The sequence below is a fragment of the Microbacterium sp. CIAB417 genome, assembly GCF_022788845.1.
Map to the genome: position 1 here is coordinate 1,017,098 of NZ_JAHZUT010000001.1, position 23,269 is coordinate 1,040,366.

The window sequence follows — 23,269 nt, forward strand, 5'->3', positions numbered from 1 at the left end:
CGACCGTAGCTCAGGCATCCGACAGCCTCGGCGTCCGAGAGGTCTCAGGACGAGGCGACGTCCCTACGCCAGCTCGATGAGCTCCTGATACTCCTGGTTCCAGATGTCCTCGACGCCGTCGGGCAGGATGAGGACGCGTTCCGGGTTCAGCGACTGCACGGCACCGGGATCGTGGGAGACGAGCACCACGGCGCCCTCATAGTGCGCCAGGGCGCCGAGGATCTCTTCGCGCGAGGCCGGATCGAGGTTGTTGGTCGGCTCGTCGAGCAGCAGCAGATTGGCGGAGGACACGACGAGGGTGGCGAGCGACAGACGGGTCTTCTCTCCACCCGACAGGACGCCGGCGGGCTTGAGCACGTCGTCACCGGTGAACAGGAAGGAGCCGAGCACCTTGCGCGCTTCGGTCTCGGTGATGTGCGGAGCCGCGGAGACCATGTTCTCGAGCACCGAACGGTTCACGTCGAGGTTCTCGTGCTCCTGCGCGTAGTACCCGACCTTGAGTCCGTGGCCGGGCTCGAGGCGCCCGGTGTCGGGCTGGTCGACACCGGCCAGCATCCGCAGCAGCGTGGTCTTGCCCGCGCCGTTGAGTCCCAGCACGACGACCTTCGATCCGCGGTCGATCGCCAGGTCGACGTCCGTGAAGATCTCGAGCGACCCGTACGACTTCGACAGGCCGGAAGCCATCAGCGGGGTCTTCCCGCACGGAGCGGGCTTCGGGAACCGCAGCTTCGCGACGCGGTCCTCCTGACGGACCTCGTCGAGTCCGGCCAGGAGCTTCTCGGCGCGCGCCATCATCTGATGAGCCGCGGCGGCCTTGGAGGCCTTCGCGCCGAAGCGCGCTGCCTGCTGCTGCAGCGTCGTCGCCTTCTTCTCGGCGTTGGCGCGCTCCTTCTTGCGGCGCTCCTCGTCCGCGACGCGCTGGCGCAGGTAGTTCTTCCAGTTCATGTTGTACGTGTCGATGACCTGGCGGTTCGCGTCCAGGTAGAATACCCGGTTCACGGTCTCCCCCACGAGCTCCTCGTCGTGGCTGATGACCACGAGCCCGCCCTTGTAGTTCTTCAGGAACTCGCGCAGCCACACGACGCTGTCGGCGTCGAGGTGGTTGGTGGGCTCGTCGAGGATCATCGTGTCGGCGTCCGAGAACAGGATGCGGGCCAGTTCGATGCGCCGGCGCTGACCGCCCGAGAGCGTCTTGAGCGGCTGATCGAGGATCCGGTCGGGCAGAGACAGGTTGTTCGCGATCGAGGCGGCCTCGGCCTCGGCCGCGTACCCGCCCTGCCCCTCGAACTGCTCCGTCAGCCGCGCGTACCGCTTCATGGCCTTGTCCGCGACGGCCGGGTCGTTCGACCCCATCGCGACGGTCGCCTCGGCCATGCCGAGCGCCAGCGTGCCGAGCCCGCGCGCGTCCAGGATGCGCGTGCGCGCCAGCATCTCCGGGTCGCCGGACCGCGGATCCTGCGGCAGATAGCCGAGCTCACCGGAGCGCGTGACCTGGCCGCCCGACGGGAGGACGTCCCCCGCGAGCACCTTGGTCAGCGTCGTCTTGCCCGCCCCGTTGCGGCCGACCAGGCCGATCTTGTCGCCGTCGGACACGCGGAACGACACGTTCTCCATCAGCAGGCGCGCGCCAACGCGGATCTCGAGTTCGTGCACGGCAAGCACAGCGGACGTCCGTTTCATCAGGGGGTGGATGCGGCCAAGGGGCCAGCCTCCCAGTATAGGTCGGCTGTGCTGTGCACTCCCCCGGCACGGCTCACACCAGGCCGCGCGCGGCCAGTGCGTCCCCGACGTCGTCGGCGTGACGCAGCGCCATCACGAACAGCGGAACGGCCGATCGGATGCCGAGCCGCACGCCCCTCGCCTGCTGCGCTTCGCGCACGCGCCCCGCGAAGCCGGCCACGACCGGGATCATCGTGATCGTCAGCGACACCGTCATCGCCACCGCGTCGGCGTCGATCCCGACGCGGCGCAGTGGCCGCAGCATCCGATGCAGCACGTCCAGGAGCGCACCCATCGTCGTGGTCAGGGTGAGGAGCCCTGCCAGCAGCACGAGCGCCACCACCCGGCCCGTGCTGATCAGCGCGTTCTGCGGGGAGGTGAAGACGAACAGCAGGCCGCCGAGGACGAGGATCATCCAGCGCAGCTGCCACAGCTGCGCTGCGAGGACCCGCACCGGCATGCGCGCCAGCGCGTACAGCGTCGCGACGGCGCCCAGCGCGATCGCGATGCTCACCGGATCATGGGGATGCAGCGAGAGCACGAGCGCGCACACCGCGAGTCCGGCGAGCTTCGCGCCGGCCGGCATGCGGTGCAACGGGCTGGAGCCGGCGCGGTACAGGGATCTCATGCGCGCCGTCTCCGGTACCAGGCGATGAGGTCGGCGGGGTCGCCGACGTCGGCGAGGCGGCCGCCGTCGAACAGCGCGGCCGTGTCGCAGCGACCGGCGAGCTCCAGGTCGTGCGTCACCAGCACCACGGGCGCGTCCTGCTGCAGCAGCAGGTCTCCGATGCGCCGCGCGTTGTGCAGGTCCAGCAGCGTGGTGGGTTCGTCCGCGACGATCAGGTCGGGTTCCGTGATGAGCACGGACGCCAGCGCCAGCATCTGTCTCTGCCCGCCCGACAGAGCGGATGAAGGGACGTCGGCGTGTCCGGAGAGGCCGTGCTCGGCGAGTGCCAGGGCCACGCGACGGTCGATCTCGTCCCGGCCGCGACCGCGCAGCGACAGGGCGAGATCCTCGGCAGGTGTGGGCATGAGGATCTGCGCGTCGGGGTTCGTGAACACGAATCCCACGCGACGGCGCAGCGCCACGCGGTCTGCCACCGCGTCGAGGCCGAGCACCCGGACGCTCCCGCTCGTCGGCGCGATGAGGCCGTTGAGCAGGCGAGCGAAGGTCGATTTGCCCGACCCGTTGGCCCCGATGACGGCGATGCGCCGCTCGCTCAGGGACACGTCGACGTCGGTCAGCACCGCCCTCCCGTCGATCTCCACCTGGACCGCGCGCAGATCGACCGTGGCCAGAGCCGTGTCAGGCCGCATGCGCGCGGGCCATGGCGCCGAACGCCGGCGGATAGGCGCGGCGCAGCGCCAGCGCGAGCACGGTCGCCGCGATCGCCTTCAGCACGTCGCCGGGGAGGAAGCCCAGGCTGGCCAGCGCGGTCGGTCCCAGTCCCAGGCCCATCACGGCCGCCTGCACCGGGATGCCGATGAGGTAGACGACGCCGATGCCGCCGACCACGGTGGCGAGGCCCGTCCGCCACCAGGTCATCCGGCCGCTGTGCGCGATCAGTCCCGTCACGAAAGCCCCGGCGACCCAGCCCACCAGATATCCCGCGCTCGGCCCGGTGAACGAGGCGATCCCCCCGTGTCCACCGGCCAGCACCGGCAATCCGATCGCGGCGAGCACCAGCACGAGAAGGACGGTGAGCGGCCCGCGTCGCGGTCCCAGGACCGTGCCGGCGAGCATCACGCCCAGCGTCTGACCCGTGATCGGCACCCCGGTGGGCAGCGGCACCGTCACCATGCCGAGCACGATGATGAGCGCCGCGAAGATCGCGATGCGCGCCAGCTCGCGACCGAGGTCGCCTCTTCTCTCGGACATGCGTCTCCTCGTAGTTCCTGAACGGTGTTCACCTGAACGGCGTTCAGTATAGTGAGAGCATGATGGTCCCGCGCAACTCCGACCCTCAGGCACGTCACGACCGCGACAGCGTGGCAGATACCGCCCTGCGTCTGCTCGACGAGGTGGGTCTGCCCGACCTGAGCATGCGGCGGCTGGCCGGCGAGCTCGGGATCCAGCCCAGCGCGCTGTACTGGCACTTCGACAGCAAGCAGGAGCTGTTCGGCGCGATCGCCGAGCGCATCCTCGCGCGCATACCGCCTCTCGCGGCCTCCTCGGGTTCGGATGCCGAGGTGCTGGCCTGCGCCCGCGGCATCCGGGACGCGCTGCTCGCCTACCGCGACGGCGCCGAGGTCGTGCTGAGCTCCTATGCGCTCGGATTCGGCGTGGGACGCGCCGAGACGGAGCTGCGCCGCGTCCTCGGCGCCCGCACGACGCGCTCCCCCGAGACGGCCGCGGCGACGCTGTTGCAGTTCGTCATCGGGCACGCGCTGCTCGTCCAGCAGCGCCTCCACGCCGAGAGCCACGGGGCCTCGCGAGCAGGCCAGGATGACGCCACCGCCGAGGTCTCGGCGGTGTTCGACGACGGCGTGAGGCTGTTCCTGCAGGGCGTCGACGGCCCCGGCGCCGGCGCGAAGACCACTCCGAGGTATGACACGGTCGATACCAGCGAGTGATGTGCCCTGGGGCACCCGCTTCCTACCGTCGAGGCATGGACGTCGTCAACGATCTCATCCTCGCCGCAGCCGCCTCCCCGTGGCTCCTGCTCGTCATGTTCGCCGTCGCGATCATCGACGGGTTCTTCCCGCCCGTCCCCAGCGAGACGGTGCTGGTGGCCGCTGCCGCGGCCGCGGCGTCCACCGGCGGGACGAACATCGTCCTGCTCGCCGCGGTCGCGGCGACGGGAGCGATGATCGGCGACAACATCGCGTACGCGATCGGTCGCGGCCTGGGCACGCGGCGCTTCGGGTGGATGCGCCGCCCTCGCGTCGCGGCCGCGTTCGACCGCGCCGAACGCACGCTGGCACGCAACGGCGCCGGCCTCATCCTCGGCGCGCGGTACATCCCCGTCGGCCGGGTCGCCGTGAACATGACCGCCGGCGCCCTGCGCTACCCGTGGCGGCGCTTCCTCCCGCTGAGCGCGCTCGCCGGACTCAGCTGGGCCGTGTACAGCGCCGGCATCGGGATGCTCGCCGGGCACTGGATCGAGGACCAGCCGCTGCTGAGCGCCGTGTTCGGCATCGCCGTCGCCCTGATCCTGGGCTTCGCCATCGATCGCGTCGCGGCGATCCGCCGTCGTCGCGCCGCGGAGACCCCGGCCGGCACCGAGGCCGGCCACCCCGCGGACGCGGTTGAGGTCGTCCCGGCCGGGGCTGGCCGCGGCGGGACGGCCGAGATGCGAGGATGACTCCCATGACGGCGAGACGGACGACGCGCAGCCGGTCGCCGAAGCGTCTCAGCCGCGCGGAGCGGCGTGAGACGCGCGCTCAGGCCGCGCAGGCGAGGGCACAGGAGAAGAAGGCGGAACGCGCGCGCAGGCGCGCAGAGCGCCTCGCGCGCCTTCCTGCCTGGATGCGCGATCGCGCACGAGTGATGATCGTGCTGCTGTCGCTGATCGCCATCACGCTGTACGCCGTCATGGTCCCGCTGCACGCCGCCGAGTACGGCAGTCCCGTCGCGTTCACGATGCTTCTCGCGGCCCCGGCCGTCGCCGCTCCGCTCGTGTCCCTGCGCCACCCCAACCTCGCGATCCTCCTGTTCACGGGCGCCGCGCTGCTGATGGCCCTGATGGTGCCGCGCGACGTCTCGCCGCAGCTGCCGTGGCCCTGGTCGGTGCCGATGCTCCTCGCCTTCGCGGTCGCGGTCATCGCGGTCACCTTCCAGCACGGGTGGCGCACCGGCCTCGTGATGTACGCCGCCGCCACGGCGGCCGGGTTCAGCGCCGCCCTCATGCTCCCGGGGTTCGCGAGCGGCAACTCGCTCATCGTCACGACGTGCGTCGTGGGCGGGGTGTATCTCGTGACGGTGCTGATCATGGGTCGTCTGCGGGTCGGGGTCGAGCTGACTCGCGAGCGGGCGTTGACCGCCCAGGAGCAGGCCAGGCGCGAGCTCGTCGAGGAGCGTACGCGCATCGCGCGCGAACTGCACGACGTCGTGGCGCACGGCATGTCGCTCATCCAGGTCCAGGCGTCGACCGCGCGCTACCGCGTTCCAGACCTCGCTCCCGACGCGGCGGCGGAGTTCGACGACATCGCCGCTTCCGCCCGGTCCGCGCTGACCGAGATGAGGCGCATCCTCGGCGTGCTGCGTACCGAGGACCACGCGGCCGAGCTCGCACCGCAGCGCGGCATCGACGACATCCCCGCCCTCATCGAGACGACCCGTCGCGCCGGGGCCGACGTCGCGCTGTCGACAGCCGTCGCCGGGGAGATCTCCCCCGCGACGCAGATCGCCGCGTACCGCATCGTGCAGGAGGCGCTGAGCAACGCCGTGCGCCACGCACCGGGCGCGGCGATCACGGTGTCCGTCTCGACGCACGACGACGTCGTGGCTCTTGCGATCCGCAATGTCCCAGCCGCTGCGGCGGGTCCGGTGACGCCGGGCGGCCACGGGCTGCGCGGGATGACGGAGCGCGCAGCTCTGCTCGGCGGTAGCGTGGAGGCAGGGCGCGACCCGGACGGCGGCTGGACCGTCTCAGCGACACTCCCCCGACACCCGTCCGATCCTGCTCAGGAAGGCCCCGCGTGACGATCGACGTCCTCATCGCCGACGACCAGGCCATGGTGCGCGCCGGCTTCGCCGCGCTCCTCGACGCCCACGAGGGCATCCGCGTGACCGGGCAGGCCGCGGACGGGGCCGAGGCCGTCACGCTCTCGGCCCGGCTGGACCCCGACGTGATCCTCATGGACGTGCGGATGCCCGAGCTCGACGGAATCCAGGCCACGCGTCGGATCCTCGGCTCGTCCTATCCCGCCGCGAAGGTGCCGAGGATCATCATGCTCACCACCTTCGACATCGACGACTACGTCTACGACGCACTGCAGGCCGGGGCGAGCGGATTCCTGCTCAAGGACGCCTTGCCCGAGGATCTGGTGCAGGCCGTCCGCGTCGTCGCCGCGGGAGACGCGCTGCTGGCTCCGAGCGTGACCCGACGCATGATCGCGCAGTTCGCCGCTCAGAAGCCGCGCGCCTCGCGCGCCTCAGCGCAGCTGGCAGAGCTCACCGACCGGGAGCGCGAGGTGCTGGCGCTCATCGGTCAGGGCCGATCGAACGCCGAGATCGGGCGGGAGCTGTTCATCGCCGAGCAGACCGTCAAGACGCACGTCGGCAAGGTGCTCGCCAAGATCGGCGCCCGCGACCGCGTCCACGCCGTCATCTTCGCCTACGACGCCGGGCTCGTCGAACCCGCCTGACGATCTCACCCCGCGGTACGGGGCGCGACGACACCGTGGGGTGATGCGCCGCCTCCCACCGTCTCCATAGCCTCCTCGGACAGAACCGAGGAGGAACCCTGTGACCATCGTCGAGCGGCCCGTCGCCGCAGCTCCCCCGTCGCCCCGAGCCGACCTGCGCGACACCGGCATCGATCTCGTCCGCGCCCTGTGCATCATCGCCGTGGTCGTCCTGCACGCCCTCATGGTCGGCGTGACGGTCGCCGACACGGGACCGGTGTTCGCCAACGCGTCCGAGGGCTCGTGGTGGATCACCCCGCTGAGCTGGATGCTGCAGGTGATGCCGCTGTTCTTCGTCATCGGCGGTTTCGCCGGGTGGACGGCTCTGCGGCGCTCGCAGCGCCGCGGCGGGACGGCGGCCGCGTTCGTGTCCGGGCGCCTGCACCGGCTGCTTCTGCCGGCCCTCGCGGTGATCGCGACGGTCGGCACCGCGCTGCTGCTCCTCGCCGTCACCGGCGTCCCTGCCGACCTGCTCCACATCGCCGGCTACCGATACGCGCAGCCGCTGTGGTTCCTCGGGACGTTCCTCCTCTGCCAGGCGCTGCTGCCCGTGCTGGCGCGCGCCCACGATCGCGCTCCGCTCGGCTCGCTCGCCGTCCTCGCCGCCCTGGCTGCGGGCATCGACGTCCTCCGCCTCCTTACCGGCGTCGAAGCGCTCGGGTTCGCGAACCTCGCCTTCGTGTGGCTGACCCTCCAGCAGCTCGGCTTCCATCTCGCCGACGGCCGCATCGACGCACTCTCCCGCCGCGCGCGCGTGCGGATCGCGCTCGGCGCCGTTGCGGTGCTCGTGATCAGCATGCTGTGCGGCATCCACTCGCCCGACCTCATCGCGAACCTGAACCCGCCGACCACCGCCCTGATCCTGGTCGGGCTCGCGCACACGATGGTGCTCTCGCTCCTGCGGGAGCGACTGTCGGTGTGGAGCAGGCGCCCAGCGCTCACCGCCCTGCACACGTTCGTCAACAGGCGCGCGATGACGATCTACCTCTGGCACATGCCGGTGCTGCTGGCGACGGCCGGCGTGCTCGCCCTGTGGGCACTCGGCGCGGGCACGCCGCTTCCGGCCCCCGGCTCAGCGGAGTGGTGGCTGACGCGACCGATCTGGCTCATCGCGACCCTCGTGCTCACAGCGGCCGTGGCCGTGCCCCTCGCTCGGCTCGAATCCCGTCGGGCTCCCGCCGCGCACGCCACAGGCGCCCGCCTGGTGCTCGGAACCCTGTGCGGTCTCGTCGCCGTCGTGCTGCTGCTGGTGGCGGGTACGGACCCGGCGACCGCGCTCGCCGCGTCGGCGCTGATCGTGGCCGCCCTGCAGCTGGCACGGGCTCCGCGGGTCAGGTCCCGAAGTACACCGGATGATGCAGAGCGCATCCGGGGTTGAAGCCGGCAGCGCACTGCGGGCACGCGTGCGCGTCGAGGTAGGACTCGATCGTCATCGTGTGCCCGCAGACGCCGCACAGCACCGCCCGCTCGCTGCGGGCGGAGACCGGCCAGGCGCGGATGCCGTGATCGGCCTCCTCCTCGTGGCAGCGCAGACACGGATACCACCGGTCGCAGCAGGCGAAGCGGATCGCGATCACATCCAGCGCCCCGCGGTAGTGCACGCACCGGGTCTGAGCGTCCACGACGGCCCCGCGGACGACCGGCGCGGTCACGGACGCTCCGCCCCGTGGCCGAGGCGGAATCCGGGGATCGTGCCGATCAGCGTCAGCCCGATCGCGAACGCGAAGACGACCCCGAACGCGGCGGCCCCGCCTCCCAGCGTCGCGACGCCGAGGCCCGCGACGGCGATCGCCACGGCCGAGCCGCCGGAATCCGAGATCGACAGGGCCGAGGAGTTGAATCCCTGGTTCGAGGCGTCCGAGTACGCCAGTGTCAGCACGGTGAGCCTCGGGTAGACCAGACCCATGCCTCCACCCGCGAAGGCCCAGCCGATCACGACGATGGCGGGCGAGGCGCCGAGCACCGCCGTGGCGAGCACGGCGAGCAGGGCGATGAGGATCAGTCCGAGGCTGAGGGCTGTGATGCGCCGGTTGCCGAGGCGCTCGCCGTAGCGCCCCTGAAGCGCCGAGGCGCCTGCCCAGGCGAAGGCCGAGAAGGTCAACGCGATCCCCGAGAGCGTGGCCGTGAACCCGAACCGCTCCATCAGGAGATACGGGATGTAGGCCTCCGCCGCGAAGAACGCGCCGGCGACGATCCCCCTCATGAGCACGACGCTCGGCAGTCCTCGCGCCGCCCGCAGCGTCCCCGCAGGCAGGAGCGGGCGGATCGCCAGGGCGATGACGACCACTGCAGCGCCGGCGACCGGCCAGCCGATGCCGGGAGGAGCGTCGGCCGAGAAGCCGACGACCACGGCCGCGACGGCCACGAGGACGGCGAGCACCAGGCGGGAGACGACGACGCGCCGGGAGGACGGCTCTCCGCCGCCCAGGTCCACTCCGCGCAGTCGGACGGCGATGAGGGCGAAGGCGGCCGCTGTGAGGACCGCGACCCCGAGAAACGCCCATCGCCAGTCCAGGTAGTCCGCGATCGCGCCGGCGAGGAACGGACCGACCATCGAGGGGACGACCCAGGCCGCGGCGAAGGCGGCGAACACGCGTCCGTGCAGGTGCGGCGGGTAGAGGCGGGCGACGACGACGTACAGGGCGACGGTCTGGCCGCCCGCGCCGAGCCCCTGAATCAGACGGCCGAGGAGGAACTGCTGCATCGAGAACGCGGCGCCGGACACGACGAGTCCCACGAGGAACAGGGTCACGGCAACGTAGAGCGCTCCGCGGGGGCCTCGCGCGTCGGATGCCGCACCGCTGGCGACCATGCCGATCACGCTGGTCGCCAGGGTCCCGGCGAAGGCCGCAGCATACAGCGCGTCGCCGTCGAGCGCCGCGCTGACCACCGGCATGACGGTCGTCACGGCCAGTGCCTCGATGGCGGCCAGGAAGATCAGGGCGATCGCGCCGAGCGTCACCCAGCGGCGTTCGCGATCCCAGATCCCGGCCTCGACGCCGGTCTCCGACCCGCTCATGACAGGGCCGCGATGCGCTCGATCGCCTCGGTGATGATGGCGGGGCTCGTCCCGAAGTTCAGTCGGACGTGTCCTGCCCCCTCCGCACCGAAGGCGGGACCGAAGTGCAGCGCCACCCTGGCCTCGCGCAGGATGCGCCGCGACGGGTTGTCGCCCCAGCCGAGATCGGTGAGATCGATCCAGGCCAGATAACCGGCGTCGGGGATCCGGTACCGGGCCGCGGGCAGACGCGCGGTCAGCAGGTCGGCGAGCAGCCGGCGGTTCTCGTCCAGGGTCGCCAGCAGCCCGTCGAGCCAGGGGTCGCTCTGGGGCGAGAACGCGGCCACGGCGGCGAGCAGACCGAACTGACCGGTGCGCCACTCGACCTCGACGGGGAGCCCGCGCACCACGCGGGTCGTGTCCTCGGACGCCGTGACCATCAGCGCGCACTTGAGACCGGCGAGGTTGAACGCCTTGCTGCCGCTCACCACGGCGTACCCCACGGCGCGCGCCGTGTCCGAGACGGCCAGGAACGGCGTGAAGCCCGTTCCTGGTTGCGCGAGCGGAGCATGGATCTCGTCCGAGACGACGACGGCGCCGTGGCTCGCCGCGAGTTCGGCGAGTGCCGCGAGCGAGGCGGACGTGTGCACGGTCCCGGTGGGGTTGTGCGGGTTGCAGAGCAGTATCGCGCGCGCCCCGGCATCCAGAGCCCGCCCGATGCCCTCGAGGTCGAGCTCCCACCCGGAGCCCGTGTCGCGCAGCGGGACGCGCTCGACGACGGCTCCGGCTTCGGCCACCAGCTCGTAGAACGGCGGGTAGACCGGCGGCGTGACGATCACCCGGTCGCCGGGTGAGGTCACGCGGCGGAGGATCTCGACGATCCCCATGCTGACGTCGGCGGTCGGACGCATGCGCGCCGGATCCGGCGACCAGCCGAAGCGGCGCGCGGCGAAGCCCGCGTACGCCTCGGGCAGCGGCGTCCGAGAGGCGATGTACCCGGTGTCGCCGATCGCTACCGCTCGTTCCAGCACCCGCGTGATCTCAGGAGCGAGGGGGAAGTCCGTCTCCGCGACGAACAGCGGCAGCACATCCGCGGGATACTCCCGCCACTTCTCGCTGCTGCGCTCGCGGAGCCGCTCCATCGGCAGCGCTTCGACCTTCTCCGGGGGATTCGGCTCGCTGCGCTCGCTCGACCGTGACAAGTTCACGCGTCACCTCCGCTTCGCGGCCGTGACCTGTGACATGTCAGATGGCGAAGCCGAGGGCGCGCATCATGTCGCGCCCGTCGTCGGTGATGCGCTCCGGACCCCACGGCGGCATCCAGACCCAGTTGATCCGGAACCGCTCCACGACGTCGTCCAACGCCTGGGCGGTCTGCTCCTCGAGCACATCGGTCAGCGGGCAGCCGGCGCTCGTGAGGGTCATGTGGATCACGAGGGCGTCGTTCTCCTCGTCCCAGGCGAGATCGTAGATCAGGCCCAGGTCGACGACGTTGATCCCGAGCTCGGGGTCCATGACGTCCTTGAGAGCCTCGGTGACCTCGTCGTACTTCTCGGGGGCAAGCGTCGCGGTCATGCCCTCAGCCTACGCCTCGATGGGCGCCGAGGGGTCGAGGAACCGGTCATAGCCCTCGTCCTCGAGCCGGTCGGCGAGCTCGGGGCCGCCCTCTTCCACGATCTTGCCGGCGACGACGACGTGCACGTAGTCCGGGCGGATGTAGCGCAGGATCCGGGTGTAGTGCGTGATGAGCAGCACGCCGAGGCCGGTGGCCTCCTTGGCGCGGTTGACGCCCTCGGACACGATCTTCAGAGCGTCGACGTCCAGACCGGAGTCGGTCTCGTCGAGGACGGCGAACTTCGGCTTGAGCACCTCGAGCTGCAGGATCTCGTGACGCTTCTTCTCACCGCCGGAGAAGCCCTCGTTCACATTGCGCTGTGCGAACTTCGGGTCCATCCGCAGGTTCGTCATCGCCTGCTTGACGTCCTTGGTCCAGGAGCGGATGGAGGGCGCCTCGCCGTCCAGGGCCGTCTTGGCCGTGCGCAGGAAGTTCGTCACGGTCACACCCGGGATCTCCACCGGGTACTGCATCGCGAGGAAGAGTCCGGCGCGAGCGCGCTCGTCGACGCTCATCTCCAGGACGTCCTCGCCGTCGAAGGTGATCGAGCCACCCGTGACGGTGTACTTCGGGTGACCGGCGATCGTGTACGCGAGGGTGGACTTGCCGGAGCCGTTCGGCCCCATGATGGCGTGCGTCTCGCCGGTGCGCATCGTGAGGGTGATCCCGTTGAGGATCGGGGTGGTCCCGGCATCGGTCTCGACCGTCACGTGCAGGTCGCGGATCTCGAGAACAGACATTCAGACTTCCTTAATGACAGTGGGGTCGATGAGCACGTCGTCTCCGTCGATCTCGACGATGTAGACCGGGACGGGCTCGAAGGCGGGGAGGTTCAGGGGCTTGCCGGTGCACAGCGAGAACGCCGAGCCGTGCGCCCAGCATTCCAGCGTGTCGCCCTCGACGAAGCCCTCGGAGAGGGAGATGTCGCCGTGCGTGCAGGTGTCACCGATCGCGTGGACGGTGCCCTCGGAGTCCAGCACGATGGCGATGGGGACGCCGTCCAGCTCGACCCGCCGGGGCGTGTCGGGCTCGAGCTCGCTCAGTCCGCACGCTCGCTGGGCGCTCACGCGTTCACCGCCGCGAGCTCCGTCTCGACGGCGGCCAGCAGCTCCGCCTCGAGCGCGGGGATGCCCAGACGCTGCACGATGTCGCTGAGGAAGCCGAGGACGACGAGACGGCGCGCCTCGTCCTCGGTGATCCCCCGGGCCTGCAGGTAGAACAGCTGCTCGTCGTCGAATCGGCCCGTCGCGCTGGCGTGACCGGCGCCCAGGATGTCGCCCGTCTGGATCTCGAGGTTCGGGATCGAGTCGGCGCGCGCTCCCTCGGTGAGCACCAGGTTGCGGTTGGCCTCGTAGGAGTCGGTCCCGGTCGCGTCCGGGCCGATGAGCACGTCGCCGATCCACACGCTGTGCGCGCTCTCGCCCTGCAGCGCGCCCTTGTACAGCACGTCGCCGACGGTGTGCGCGCCCTTGTGGAACAGGTACACCTGACTCTCCAGGTGCTGACCGGCATCCGCGTAGGACAGGCCGTACAGGCGCCCCTGCGCTCCGTTGCCGTGCAGTTCGACGTTCGGGTTCACCCGCACCACGCCGCCGCCGAAGCTCACGACGAAGTGTTTGAGGTCCGCGTCCGCGTCGACCCGCGCCTGGTGGGATGCCGCGTGCACGGCGTCGTCCTCCCACTGCTGCACCGAGACCACCGACAGGCGGGAGCCTGCGCGGGCGATGATCTCGACGTTCTGCGCGTACTGCGCCGAGCCGGTGTGGCGCAGCACGACGGTCGCAGCGCTGTGCTCCAGCGCCTCGATGACGATGTGCGCGTCGGCGCGGCGCTCCGCGCCCTGGCCAGCGACGTGGATGATGACCGGCTCGCTCAGCTCCTGCTCGCGCGGGATCCGCACGTGCATCGCCTCGGCGGCCCCCTGCCACGCGACGGCGGAGACGACGTCCTCCGGGACGAAGAACTCGCCACGGGGCGCGGTCCCCGCGGGCAGCGTCGTCGTGACGTACTCGGCGCCGCTGACGGTCTCGTACGTGACGCCGTCGTTGTGCTCGGCCGCCGTGAACAGGGGCGCCAGCTGCGCCACCGGGGTGTGCTTCCAGTTGACCTCGCGGCCGTTCGGGGTCCCGAAATCCGCCGGTTCGAAGGACCGGGGACGCTCCGAGCGGGTCTGGACGGGGACGAATCCGGCGTCCGCGACCTGAGCGGCCGGGTCGATGTGCGCGTTCGTGTGCTGCGTCTCAGCGGACGCTGTCGCCTGGGGCGCCATTCAGCCGACCGATCCTTCCATGCCCATCTCGATGAGCTTGTTGAGTTCCATGGCGTACTCCATCGGCAGCTCGCGCGCGATCGGCTCGATGAAGCCGCGCACGATCATGGCCATCGCCTCGTCCTCGGGCATGCCACGGGACTGCAGGTAGAACAGCTGCTCCTCGCTGACCTTCGAGACCGTGGCCTCGTGACCGAGCTGCACGTCGTCGACGCGGATGTCGATCGCGGGATACGTGTCGGAGCGCGACTTCGTGTCCACCAGCAGCGCGTCGCAGCGCACGGTGTTCGCCGAGTGGTGGGCGTTGGCGTCAACGCGGACCTCACCGCGGTAGCCGGCGCGACCGCCGCCCCGGGCGATCGACTTCGAGACGATCGAGGACTGCGTGTACGGCGCCATGTGAATCATCTTCGCGCCGGCGTCCTGGTGCTGGCCGGGGCCCGCGAAGGCGACCGACAGCGTCTCGCCCTTGGCGTGCTCGCCCATCAGGTAGATCGACGGGTACTTCATCGTCACCTTGGAGCCGATGTTGCCGTCGACCCACTCCATGGTCGCGCCCTCGTGAGCGACGGCGCGCTTGGTGACGAGGTTGTAGACGTTGTTCGACCAGTTCTGGATCGTCGTGTAGCGCACGCGGGCGTTCTTCTTCACGATGATCTCGACCACGGCCGAGTGCAGCGAGTCGGACTTGTAGATCGGAGCGGTGCAGCCCTCGATGTAGTGGACGTAGCTGTCCTCGTCCGCGATGATCAGCGTCCGCTCGAACTGGCCCATGTTCTCGGTGTTGATGCGGAAGTAGGCCTGCAACGGGATCTCGACGTGCACGCCCTTCGGGACGTAGACGAAGGAACCGCCCGACCACACGGCCGTGTTCAGCGCGGCGAACTTGTTGTCGCCGGCGGGGATGACGGTGCCGAAGTACTCCTCGAAGAACTCGGGGTGCTCGCGCAGCGCGGTGTCGGTGTCCATGAAGATGACGCCCTGCGCCTCCAGATCCTCGCGGATCTGGTGGTAGACGACCTCGGACTCGTACTGCGCGGCCACACCGGCCACCAGCCGCTGACGCTCGGCCTCGGGGATCCCCAGGCGCTCGTACGTCTCGCGGATGTCCTCGGGCAGGTCCTCCCAGGACTGGGCCTGCTTCTCGGTGGAGCGCACGAAGTACTTGATGTTGTCGAAGTCGATGTCGCTGAGGTCGGCGCCCCACGTCGGCATCGGCTTGCGGCCGAACAGGCTCAGACCCTTGAGGCGGGTCTTGAGCATCCACTCCGGCTCGCCCTTCAGGGCCGAGATGTCGCGGACGACGGCCTCGCTGAGCCCGCGTTTCGCGCTCGCTCCGGCGGCATCGGGGTCGTGCCAGCCGAACTCGTACACCCCCAGACCGTCGAGCTCCGGGCGGTCGATCAGCACATCCGACATCACACACTCTCCTTGTCGGGCCCTGGCGGTGTCATCCGCTCCGGCATGCCGTAGCCCCGTCGAGTGACCGGGGTGGGGATGCCGCTGTGGGGCCCTCATCACGACGCGATCATCGCGCCTAAACTGTTGTTGATGCATCCCGCGCTTCTCGCGCGCATCGCAACAATCCGATTCTACAGGTTCCCCTGACATCCGGGCCGCTCCCGGAGCGGACGGCGCGAACCGGAGGCCCCATGCTCACGAGTTCCGCCACGCCCGCCGTCGACAACCGGATCGTGATCGGCCGTCCGCTGCGCATCCTCGCATGGCTCTCGTTCCTCGCCGAGGTGATCATCATCGGCACGGGCGGGGCGGTCCGACTCACCGGTTCGGGGCTCGGATGCTCGGAGTGGCCGCTGTGCACCCCGGAGTCGTTGGTGCCGCTGCCCGAGCAGGGCATCCACGGGATCATCGAGTTCGGCAACCGCACCATGACCGGCGTCGTCGGCATCCTGGCGCTCGCGGTGCTGCTGCTCACGCTCGCCGCGATCGGCGGGGCCCCGCTCGTCAAGCGAGCCGTCTGGTTCGCCGTGGGCGGGATCGTCGCCGGCGTGATCGCCTACGCCGTCACCGCACCCTTCGGGCTTCCCGCGTTCGGCTTCTTCTCCGGAGCGCTGCTGCTGGCGGTCGTCGTCGCGATGGTGGATTCGCTGCGGCGCACGACCCGGCGTCGCGACCTGGCCGTACTGGCGTGGATCGTTCTGGCCGGCGTCATGGCGCAGGCCGTCGTGGGCGGGCTCGCCGTCATCACCGATCTGAACGCCCTCGTCGTCGGCTTCCACTACGTCTCCTCCCTGCTGCTGGTCTGCGTCACAGCGGCTTATCTCGTGCGCCTGAACGCCGTCCCTGGCGCCCGCGAACGGGCGGTGCCGCGCTGGTTCGGCGTCCTCGTGCACGTCACCGGCCTGGCCCTCGCCGCCACGATCTTCTTCGGCGTGCTGACGACCGGATCGGGTCCGCACTCCGGGGACGCGAACATCATCCGCACCGGATTCGATGCGACGATCCTCGCGCACGTGCACTCCTGGCCCGGGTACATCCTCGCCGCGCTCGTGGTCGTGCTCGCGGTGTCCTCCTGGATCCTCCGCCTGCCCGTGCGCACGTGGATGCTCGTGCTGGCAGCGGCGATCCTCGTGCAGATCGCGGTGGGCGTCTGGCAGGCGCGCGAGGGCCTGCCGGAGATCCTCGTCGGCATCCACATGGTGCTCGCGTCGCTGTCGGCCGCGGCCTACACCGTCGTGGTGCTGAACCTGAAGCGTCCGGTCACCGCGACCGCCTGAGCCAGGGCGCACACCTCGCGCACAGTCCGCGCATAGGCGACTCATCAGCAGGCCGCGCAGAGTGGGCGGCATGAAGAACACCGCACTCGTCCGCAGCATCCCGTACTGGCTCCTGCTGGTCCTGTCGCTCGCCGCGCTCGGCCTGGGAGGCTGGATCACGACCGAGCAGATCGGCGTCATGACCGCGACGCTCCTGGACGGCACCGCCACCGGCGTCGAGGTCTACGCCGGACAGGCCTGGGTCGTCTTCAGCGGAGCGCTCGTCGCCGGCGGCATCGTCGGGCTGTTCCTCGCACTGGCGATCGCCGCCGCGAAGACGCTCGTACCGCGTCCGGCCGTCGAGGTCGTCGAGGCGATCGACTGGAGCGCGCAGGAGACGCAGCCCGAATCGGCCTCGACGGACGCTCAGCGCGACGAGTCCAACGAGACCGACGAGCCCGAGTCCGAGCCCGCCGAGGACCAGCCGACCGTCACTGCGCGCTGACGCGGGGATCTCGCACGACAGCACGGATCTCGCAGGATGCCTCGGCAATTCTGCGAGATCCGTGTCGTTCTGCGAATCCGTGCCGCGGGGCCTCCGACGCGCGGATGACCCGCGAATCCGTGCTCGGGTCAGAACGGGAGCAGCGGGTCGACCGCGACAGCCAGGAAGATCAGCGTCAGATACGTGATCGAGGCGTGGAAGACACGCATCGGGCGCGGCTCGGTCCCGCGCACCGCACGGCTGTACAACCGGTGCGACTCGTAGATGAACCAGCCGCCGAACACCGTCGCGGAGACCGAGTACACCAGGCCCATGCCGGCCACCGGGATCAGAAGCAGCGAGCAGGCGACCGTGGCCCATGCGTACAGGATGACCTGCAGGCCGACCTGCGATGCGCGCCGTGTGACGCCCAGCATCGGCACGTCCACGTCGTCGTAGTCGTCCTTGTACTTCATCGACAGCGGCCAATAGTGCGGCGGCGTCCACAGGAACACCAGCACGAAGAGGATGAACGCCGGCCAGTCCAGCGAGCCGGTCACGGCCGCCCAGCCGATGAGCACGGGGAAGCATCCCGCGATGCCGCCCCAGATGATGTTCTGCTCGGTGCGGCGCTTGAGGATCATCGTGTAGATGACGACGTAGAAGAAGATCGCGACCGCCGACAGCGTGGCGGCCAGCCAGTTCGTCGTGAACCACAGCCACACGGTCGAGACGATCGCGAGCGTCCACGAGAAGATGAGCGCTCCGCGGGGGGTCACCTCGCCCGTCACGAGCGGACGGTTCTCGGTGCGATGCATGTGAGCGTCGATGTCGCGGTCGAGATACATGTTGAACGCCGCGGCGGACCCCGCGCTCATCGCACCGCCGACCACCGTGGCGAGTACCAGTCCCAGGTGGGGCAGACCGCCCTGCGCCAGGAACATCACCGGGACGGTGGAGACCAGAAGGAGCTCCAGGACGCGCGGCTTCGTGAGTGCGACATAGGCCTTCACCGTGCGTCCGAGCGAGTGCTTCGGTGCGACCGACCGCGTCTGCGTCGAGATCTCGATCCCCTCCTCCGCGCCGTAGCGCCATACCGGATCCAGTCTATGCCACGCGCATCGCCGCGCATGCCGGGCGGGCATTGTTACCTCACTCCGTAAGAGACGCGATGTGAACAAATCAACCGGGCTATGCTGAAAACCACTCGCGCGCCCGGCGCTGTGCTCTCCTCCGTGACGATGCGGAGCGCCAGGGAATTCGGGCGCCCTCGAAATTGTCGGAAAGGGCATGACCGTGTCGCATTTGCAGTGGGAAGAGATCGATCGACGCGCGGTGGACACCGCGCGGATTCTGGCGGCGGATGCCGTCCAGAAGGTCGGCAACGGTCACCCCGGCACCGCCATGAGCCTCGCCCCCGTGGCCTACCTCCTGTACCAGCGCGTGCTGCGCCACGACCCGACCGACACCGACTGGCTCGGTCGCGACCGCTTCATCCTCTCGGTGGGCCACTCGTCGCTCACCCAGTACGTCCAGCTCTACCTGGGCGGGTTCGGCCTCGAACTCAGCGACCTCGAGGCTCTGCGCACGTGGGGTTCGCTCACTCCGGGCCACCCCGAGTACGGCCACACCAAGGGCATCGAGATCACGACAGGCCCGCTCGGTCAGGGACTCGCGTCCGCCGTCGGCTTCGCGTACGCCGCGCGCTACGAGCGCGGACTGTTCGACCCGGAAGCGGCGCCGGGCTCGAGCCCGTTCGACCATTACGTGTACGTCATCGCCGGGGACGGCGACCTGCAGGAGGGCGTGACCAGCGAGGCCTCCTCGCTCGCGGGCCACCAGCAGCTCGGCAACCTCATCGCGATCTACGACTCGAACCAGATCTCGATCGAGGGCGACACGAACGTCGCGTTCACCGAGGACGTGGCAGCCCGGTACCGCTCCTACGGGTGGCAGGTGCTCGAGGTCGACTGGACCCGCACCGGCGAGTACGTCGAGGACGTCCAGGAGCTGCTCGGTGCGATCGAGGAGGGCAAGGCCGAGACGGCCAAGCCCACGCTGATCGTGCTCAAGACGGTCATCGGCTACCCAGCGCCCAACAAGAAGGGCACCGAGTCCGTGCACGGCAACGCGCTCGGCGCGGACGAGGTCGCCGCGACGAAGGAGGTCCTCGGGTTCGACCCGGAGAAGAGTTTCGTCGTCGAGGACGCCGTCATCGCGCACACCCGCGAGCTCGTGGGCCGTTCCGCCGAGGCGCGCGCCGCCTGGCAGGCCGACTTCGACGCCTGGGCCGCCGCCAACCCCGAGCGCAAGGCGCTGCTGGACCGTCTCGAGGCGCACGCGCTGCCCGAGGGCATCGAGAAGGCCCTCCCCGTGTTCGAGGCGGGCACCGAGGTGTCGACCCGCGCTGCGTCCGGCAAGGTCATCAACGCGCTGGCGCCCGAGCTGCCCGAGCTGTGGGGCGGCTCCGCCGACCTCGCCGGTTCCAACAACACGACGATCTCGTCGGCCGCATCGTTCATCCCCGCCGAGTGGTCGACGCACGACTGGTCCGGCAGCCCGTACGGACGCGTGCTCCACTTCGGCATCCGCGAGCACGCCATGGGGTCGATCCTCAACGGCATCACGCTGCACGGGCCGACCCGGTCCTTCGGCGGCACGTTCCTCATCTTCAGCGACTACATGCGCCCCGCGGTGCGCCTGGCCGCACTGATGGACATCCCGAGCATCTTCGTCTGGACGCACGACTCGGTCGCCCTCGGCGAGGACGGACCCACGCACCAGCCGATCGAGCAGCTGGCGACGCTGCGGGCGATCCCGAACTTCACCGTCGTGCGTCCCGCGGACGGCAACGAGACCGCAGCCGCCTGGCTCGAGATCCTGCGCCGCCACGGCGGCCCCACCGGCATCGCGCTGACCCGTCAGAACATCCCGGTGTTCGCGCGCGGTGAAGGCGAGGCATCTGGCGAGGTCTTCGCCTCCGCGGCGAACACCGCCAAGGGCGCCTACGTCCTGGCCGAGGCGCCGAACGGCACGCCGGACGTCATCCTCATCGCCACCGGCTCCGAGGTGCAGCTCGCCGTCGCCGCACGCGAGACCCTCGCAGCGGAGGGCGTGAACGCCCGCGTCGTCTCCGCTCCCTCGCTGGAGTGGTTCGCCGAGCAGGACGCCGACTACCGCGAGTCGGTGCTCCCGGCGTCCGTCACGGCGCGCGTCTCGGTCGAGGCGGGCTCCGTGCTCACCTGGCGCGGCGTGGTCGGCGACCGGGGCCGTTCGGTCGGGATCGACCACTTCGGCGCCTCCGCCGACTACAAGACCCTGTTCCAGAAGTTCGGCATCACCGCCGAAGCCGTCGTCGAGGCGGCACGCGAGACCATCAAGGAGAACGCATGAGCACCCCCACCGCCCAGCTCCACGACGCCGGCGTCAGCATCTGGCTGGACGACCTCTCGCGCACCCGCATCAGCTCGGGCAATCTCGCCGAGCTCATCGAGTCCCGCAACGTCACCGGTGTGACGACGAACCCGACGATCTTCGCCAACGCGATCACGAACCCGGACGACACGTCGTACGACGCGCAGGTCACCGAGCTCGCCGCGTCCGGAGCCACCGCCGAGGAGGCCGTGTTCGCGGCCACCACGCAGGACGTCGCCGCCGCGCTGGACGTCTTCCGTCCGGTGTGGGAGGCATCCGGTCACGTCGACGGCCGCGTCTCGATCGAGGTCTCCCCCGACCTCGCGCACGACACCGACGGCACGGTCGCGCAGGCGAAGCAGCTGTGGGCGAAGATCGACCGCCCGAACCTGCTCGTGAAGATCCCCGCGACGAAGGCGGGTCTTCCCGCCATCGCGCAGGCGATCGGCGCGGGCATCAGCGTGAACGTCACCCTGATCTTCAGCCTGGAGCGCTACGCCGAGGTCATCGACGCCTACCTGACCGGTCTCGAGACCGCGAAGGCCGCGGGCATCGACCTCTCGACGATCCAGTCGGTCGCCTCGTTCTTCGTGTCGCGCGTCGACACCGAGACCGACAAGCGTCTCGCCTCGATCGGAACGGATGCCGCCCTCGCGCTCAAGAGCAAGGCCGGACTCGCCAACGCCCGCCTCGCCTACGAGCTGTACGAGAAGACCTTCGCGGGCGACCGCGCCAAGGCCCTGCTGGACGCCGGCGCGAACCGGCAGCGCCCGCTGTGGGCGTCCACCGGTGTCAAGGACCCGGCCCTCCCCGACACGCTCTACGTCACGGAGCTCGTCGCCCAGGGCGTCGTCAACACGATGCCCGAGAAGACCCTGGAGGCGACCTTCGATCACGGCGTCGTCACCGGCGACACGATCACCGGCGGCTACGACGAGGCGCGCGAGGTCTTCGCGGGACTCGCCGAGGTCGGCGTCGACTTCGCCGACGTCACCCAGGTGCTGGAGGACGAGGGCGTGGCGAAGTTCATCGACTCCTGGCACGACCTGCTCACACAGGTCGCCTCCGGCCTGGAGGCCCAGCGATGACGTTCTCGCTGCACGCCTCCGGTGCGGCCAAGGCGGCCATCGACGAGGTCGTCCCCCGCCTCGTTGGCGATCTCATCGCATCGCGCATCACGGCGGGCGACGCCACGATCTGGGGCGCGGAGGCCGAAGCAGAGGCGTCCGTCCGGCTGGGCTGGGTCGAGGCCGTGTCGGTCTCGCGTCCGCTCATCGCCGAGATCGTCGCGCTGCGCGCCGAGCTGAACGCCCGGGGCGTCGATCGCGTCGTGCTCGCCGGCATGGGCGGGTCGTCCCTCGCCCCCGAGGTCATCTCGCAGACCGCCGGTGCGGCGCTCACGATCCTCGACTCGACCGCGCCGGGACAGGTGCTCGCCGCTCTCGACGACGGGCTGGAGCGCACCGTGCTCGTGGTCTCGTCGAAGTCCGGCTCCACCGTCGAGACCGACTCGCAGCGCCGGACGTTCGAGGCCGCGTTCCGCGACCTCGGCATCGACCCCGCCGAGCGCATCGTCGTCGTGACCGATCCGGGTTCGCCTCTGGACGCCTCGGCGCGCGAGGCCGGATACCGGGTCTTCAACGCCGACCCGAACGTGGGGGGTCGCTATTCGGCGCTCACGGCGTTCGGCCTCGTCCCCTCCGGGCTGGCCGGCGTCGACATCGCCGAGCTCCTCGACGAGGCCGAGGCGTCGCTGCTCGAGGTGGCCGTCGACGAGGCATCCAACCCCGCGCTGCGGCTCGGCGCTGCGATCGCTGCGACGTCCCCGCGCCGCGACAAGCTGGGCCTCATCACCGACGGCACCCACATCAACGGCCTGCCGGACTGGATCGAGCAGCTCATCGCGGAGTCGACCGGCAAGGAGGGCACCGGCATCCTCCCGGTCGTCCTGCTGCCCGTGTCCCCCGAGCTGGACCCGGTCCCGGCGGACCTGCAGATCGTCCGCCTGGTCGACGACGCGAACGAGTTCCACCTGCACGAGCGCCACCCCGGCGAGATCCTCGTCAGCGGCACGCTGGGCGCGAACTTCATCGTCTGGGAGTACGCCACCGCGATCGCCGGTCACCTGCTCGGCATCAACCCGTTCGACCAGCCCGACGTCGAGTCGGCCAAGGTCGCCGCACGCGGACTGCTGGACGCACGCCCCGAACCGGCCGCACCGGCGTTCGTCGAGAACGGCATCGAGGTTCGCGTGACCGATGCGGCCCTCGCGGCCCCCGGGACGATCGAAGGCGTCCTGGACGCGCTCTGGGCGCAGCTGGCCGAGGACGGCTACGTGTCCATCCAGGCCTACGTGAACCGTCTGGAGCTCCCGCAGCTGCAGGGTCTCCGCGAGCTCGTCGCCGCCGATTCCGGCCGGCCGACGACGTTCGGATGGGGTCCGCGCTTCCTGCACTCCACGGGTCAGTACCACAAAGGCGGACCCGCGCAGGGCGTGTTCCTGCAGATCCTGGAGCGCACCGACGTGGATCTGGAGATCCCCGAGCGTCCGTTCACGTTCGGTCAGCTCATCGAGGCCCAGGCCGCCGGTGACGCGGCCGTCCTCGCCGAGCACGGCCGCCCCGTGGTGTCGCTGACGATCACGGACTCCTCCGCCGACGTGCTCTCCCTTTTCGAAGCCGCTCAGAAGTAGCTCCCAGGAGAA

23 protein-coding genes are annotated in these 23,269 nt (G+C 70.3%); 10 read left to right on the plus strand and 13 right to left on the minus strand.

The window, feature by feature from the left end:
- Nucleotides 1-63: 63 nt before the first annotated feature.
- From KYX17_RS05060 to KYX17_RS05075, 4 genes are all read right to left on the minus strand, one after another.
- On the minus strand, nt 64-1,662 hold the full coding sequence (locus KYX17_RS05060; RefSeq protein ID WP_243226183.1) for an ABC-F family ATP-binding cassette domain-containing protein: 1,599 nt from the start codon (nt 1,660-1,662) through the stop codon (nt 64-66).
- A 91-nt stretch (nt 1,663-1,753) separates the two neighbouring features.
- Entirely contained in the window at nt 1,754-2,347 is a 594-nt protein-coding gene (locus KYX17_RS05065) for an energy-coupling factor transporter transmembrane protein EcfT (RefSeq protein ID WP_243225786.1), read from the minus strand.
- Nucleotides 2,344-3,036 carry an energy-coupling factor ABC transporter ATP-binding protein gene (locus tag KYX17_RS05070; protein ID WP_243225787.1) on the minus strand — a complete coding sequence of 231 codons (693 nt, stop codon included), beginning with the start codon at nt 3,034-3,036 and terminating at the stop codon, nt 2,344-2,346. The genes KYX17_RS05065 and KYX17_RS05070 overlap by 4 nt, the downstream gene beginning before the upstream one ends.
- Nucleotides 3,026-3,598: a biotin transporter BioY gene (locus KYX17_RS05075; RefSeq protein ID WP_243225788.1), complete on the minus strand. Its 573-nt coding sequence runs from the start codon at nt 3,596-3,598 to the stop codon at nt 3,026-3,028. Before KYX17_RS05075 ends, KYX17_RS05070 begins: the two co-directional genes overlap by 11 nt.
- Nucleotides 3,599-3,657: 59 nt before the next feature.
- On the opposite strand from KYX17_RS05075, the gene KYX17_RS05080 reads away from it, so the two are divergent.
- From KYX17_RS05080 to KYX17_RS05100, 5 genes are all read left to right on the plus strand, one after another.
- Nucleotides 3,658-4,293: a TetR family transcriptional regulator gene (locus tag KYX17_RS05080; RefSeq protein ID WP_243225789.1), complete on the plus strand. Its 636-nt coding sequence runs from the start codon at nt 3,658-3,660 to the stop codon at nt 4,291-4,293.
- 35 nt (nt 4,294-4,328) lie between these two features.
- Nucleotides 4,329-5,024 (plus strand): DedA family protein, encoded by a 696-nt coding sequence (locus KYX17_RS05085; RefSeq protein WP_243225790.1) that lies wholly within the window; start codon nt 4,329-4,331, stop codon nt 5,022-5,024.
- Nucleotides 5,025-5,029: 5 nt separating this feature from the next.
- Complete coding sequence (locus KYX17_RS32220) at nt 5,030-6,364, plus strand: sensor histidine kinase (RefSeq protein ID WP_243225791.1); 1,335 nt, start codon at nt 5,030-5,032, stop codon at nt 6,362-6,364.
- Nucleotides 6,361-7,029, plus strand: a complete 669-nt coding sequence (locus KYX17_RS05095; RefSeq protein ID WP_243225792.1) for a response regulator transcription factor — start codon at nt 6,361-6,363, stop codon at nt 7,027-7,029. The genes KYX17_RS32220 and KYX17_RS05095 overlap by 4 nt, the downstream gene beginning before the upstream one ends.
- Nucleotides 7,030-7,129: 100 nt before the next feature.
- Entirely contained in the window at nt 7,130-8,446 is a 1,317-nt protein-coding gene (locus tag KYX17_RS05100; protein ID WP_243225793.1) for an acyltransferase, read from the plus strand.
- Here the strand turns inward: KYX17_RS05100 and KYX17_RS05105 are convergent.
- From KYX17_RS05105 to sufB, 8 genes are all read right to left on the minus strand, one after another.
- Nucleotides 8,400-8,720, minus strand: coding sequence for a CHY zinc finger protein (locus KYX17_RS05105; protein ID WP_243225794.1), 321 nt, complete (start codon nt 8,718-8,720; stop codon nt 8,400-8,402). The genes KYX17_RS05100 and KYX17_RS05105 overlap by 47 nt on opposite strands.
- Nucleotides 8,717-10,087, minus strand: coding sequence for an MFS transporter (locus tag KYX17_RS05110; protein WP_243225795.1), 1,371 nt, complete (start codon nt 10,085-10,087; stop codon nt 8,717-8,719). The genes KYX17_RS05105 and KYX17_RS05110 overlap by 4 nt, the downstream gene beginning before the upstream one ends.
- On the minus strand, nt 10,084-11,208 hold the full coding sequence (locus KYX17_RS05115; protein ID WP_243226185.1) for a MalY/PatB family protein: 1,125 nt from the start codon (nt 11,206-11,208) through the stop codon (nt 10,084-10,086). Before KYX17_RS05115 ends, KYX17_RS05110 begins: the two co-directional genes overlap by 4 nt.
- 103 nt (nt 11,209-11,311) lie before the next feature.
- On the minus strand, nt 11,312-11,641 hold the full coding sequence (locus tag KYX17_RS05120; protein WP_243225796.1) for a metal-sulfur cluster assembly factor: 330 nt from the start codon (nt 11,639-11,641) through the stop codon (nt 11,312-11,314).
- 9 nt (nt 11,642-11,650) lie between these two features.
- The gene (gene sufC / locus KYX17_RS05125) at nt 11,651-12,421 is read right to left on the minus strand and encodes a Fe-S cluster assembly ATPase SufC (protein WP_243225797.1); all 771 of its coding nucleotides are present in this window, start codon (nt 12,419-12,421) and stop codon (nt 11,651-11,653) included.
- Complete coding sequence (locus tag KYX17_RS05130; protein ID WP_243225798.1) at nt 12,422-12,748, minus strand: non-heme iron oxygenase ferredoxin subunit; 327 nt, start codon at nt 12,746-12,748, stop codon at nt 12,422-12,424.
- Complete coding sequence (gene sufD, locus KYX17_RS05135; protein ID WP_243225799.1) at nt 12,745-13,950, minus strand: Fe-S cluster assembly protein SufD; 1,206 nt, start codon at nt 13,948-13,950, stop codon at nt 12,745-12,747. Before sufD ends, KYX17_RS05130 begins: the two co-directional genes overlap by 4 nt.
- On the minus strand, nt 13,951-15,369 hold the full coding sequence (sufB, locus tag KYX17_RS05140) for a Fe-S cluster assembly protein SufB (protein WP_243225801.1): 1,419 nt from the start codon (nt 15,367-15,369) through the stop codon (nt 13,951-13,953).
- Between the two features lie 233 nt (nt 15,370-15,602).
- Here sufB and KYX17_RS05145 point away from each other — a divergent pair, with 233 nt between their 5' ends.
- Together KYX17_RS05145 and KYX17_RS05150 are read left to right on the plus strand one after the other, a co-directional pair.
- The gene (locus KYX17_RS05145; RefSeq protein WP_243225802.1) at nt 15,603-16,688 is read left to right on the plus strand and encodes a heme A synthase; all 1,086 of its coding nucleotides are present in this window, start codon (nt 15,603-15,605) and stop codon (nt 16,686-16,688) included.
- 70 nt (nt 16,689-16,758) lie between these two features.
- Nucleotides 16,759-17,172, plus strand: coding sequence for a hypothetical protein (locus tag KYX17_RS05150; RefSeq protein WP_243225803.1), 414 nt, complete (start codon nt 16,759-16,761; stop codon nt 17,170-17,172).
- A 128-nt stretch (nt 17,173-17,300) separates the two neighbouring features.
- On the opposite strand, the gene KYX17_RS05155 is transcribed toward KYX17_RS05150, so the two are convergent.
- Nucleotides 17,301-18,221, minus strand: a complete 921-nt coding sequence (locus KYX17_RS05155; protein WP_243226186.1) for a heme o synthase — start codon at nt 18,219-18,221, stop codon at nt 17,301-17,303.
- A 220-nt stretch (nt 18,222-18,441) separates the two neighbouring features.
- Between KYX17_RS05155 and tkt the strand changes: the two genes are divergently transcribed.
- The 3 genes from tkt to KYX17_RS05170 are packed head-to-tail and all read left to right on the plus strand — an operon-like array spanning nt 18,442 to nt 23,257.
- Nucleotides 18,442-20,544 (plus strand): transketolase, encoded by a 2,103-nt coding sequence (tkt, locus tag KYX17_RS05160; RefSeq protein ID WP_249223118.1) that lies wholly within the window; start codon nt 18,442-18,444, stop codon nt 20,542-20,544.
- A complete protein-coding gene (gene tal / locus KYX17_RS05165; protein ID WP_243225804.1) occupies nt 20,541-21,653 on the plus strand; it encodes a transaldolase in 1,113 nt (370 codons plus the stop codon). Before tkt ends, tal begins: the two co-directional genes overlap by 4 nt.
- Entirely contained in the window at nt 21,650-23,257 is a 1,608-nt protein-coding gene (locus KYX17_RS05170; protein WP_243225805.1) for a glucose-6-phosphate isomerase, read from the plus strand. The genes tal and KYX17_RS05170 overlap by 4 nt, the downstream gene beginning before the upstream one ends.
- Nucleotides 23,258-23,269 lie beyond the last annotated feature (12 nt).

Excerpts from the sequence above, each read along its gene's own strand:
- KYX17_RS05065 (WP_243225786.1), bottom strand. The coding sequence starts at position 2,347 with ATGAGATCCCTGTACCGCGCCGGCTCCAGCCCGTTGCACCGCATGCCG.
- KYX17_RS05070 (WP_243225787.1), bottom strand. The coding sequence starts at position 3,036 with ATGCGGCCTGACACGGCTCTGGCCACGGTCGATCTGCGCGCGGTCCAG.
- KYX17_RS05075 (WP_243225788.1), bottom strand. The coding sequence starts at position 3,598 with ATGTCCGAGAGAAGAGGCGACCTCGGTCGCGAGCTGGCGCGCATCGCG.
- KYX17_RS05080 (WP_243225789.1), top strand. The coding sequence starts at position 3,658 with ATGATGGTCCCGCGCAACTCCGACCCTCAGGCACGTCACGACCGCGAC.
- KYX17_RS05085 (WP_243225790.1), top strand. The coding sequence starts at position 4,329 with ATGGACGTCGTCAACGATCTCATCCTCGCCGCAGCCGCCTCCCCGTGG.
- KYX17_RS32220 (WP_243225791.1), top strand. The coding sequence starts at position 5,030 with ATGACGGCGAGACGGACGACGCGCAGCCGGTCGCCGAAGCGTCTCAGC.
- KYX17_RS05110 (WP_243225795.1), bottom strand. The coding sequence starts at position 10,087 with ATGAGCGGGTCGGAGACCGGCGTCGAGGCCGGGATCTGGGATCGCGAA.
- KYX17_RS05115 (WP_243226185.1), bottom strand. The coding sequence starts at position 11,208 with ATGGAGCGGCTCCGCGAGCGCAGCAGCGAGAAGTGGCGGGAGTATCCC.
- KYX17_RS05120 (WP_243225796.1), bottom strand. The coding sequence starts at position 11,641 with ATGACCGCGACGCTTGCCCCCGAGAAGTACGACGAGGTCACCGAGGCT.
- sufC (WP_243225797.1), bottom strand. The coding sequence starts at position 12,421 with ATGTCTGTTCTCGAGATCCGCGACCTGCACGTGACGGTCGAGACCGAT.
- sufD (WP_243225799.1), bottom strand. The coding sequence starts at position 13,950 with ATGGCGCCCCAGGCGACAGCGTCCGCTGAGACGCAGCACACGAACGCG.
- sufB (WP_243225801.1), bottom strand. The coding sequence starts at position 15,369 with ATGTCGGATGTGCTGATCGACCGCCCGGAGCTCGACGGTCTGGGGGTG.
- KYX17_RS05145 (WP_243225802.1), top strand. The coding sequence starts at position 15,603 with ATGCTCACGAGTTCCGCCACGCCCGCCGTCGACAACCGGATCGTGATC.
- KYX17_RS05150 (WP_243225803.1), top strand. The coding sequence starts at position 16,759 with ATGAAGAACACCGCACTCGTCCGCAGCATCCCGTACTGGCTCCTGCTG.
- tkt (WP_249223118.1), top strand. The coding sequence starts at position 18,442 with ATGACCGTGTCGCATTTGCAGTGGGAAGAGATCGATCGACGCGCGGTG.
- tal (WP_243225804.1), top strand. The coding sequence starts at position 20,541 with ATGAGCACCCCCACCGCCCAGCTCCACGACGCCGGCGTCAGCATCTGG.
- KYX17_RS05170 (WP_243225805.1), top strand. The coding sequence starts at position 21,650 with ATGACGTTCTCGCTGCACGCCTCCGGTGCGGCCAAGGCGGCCATCGAC.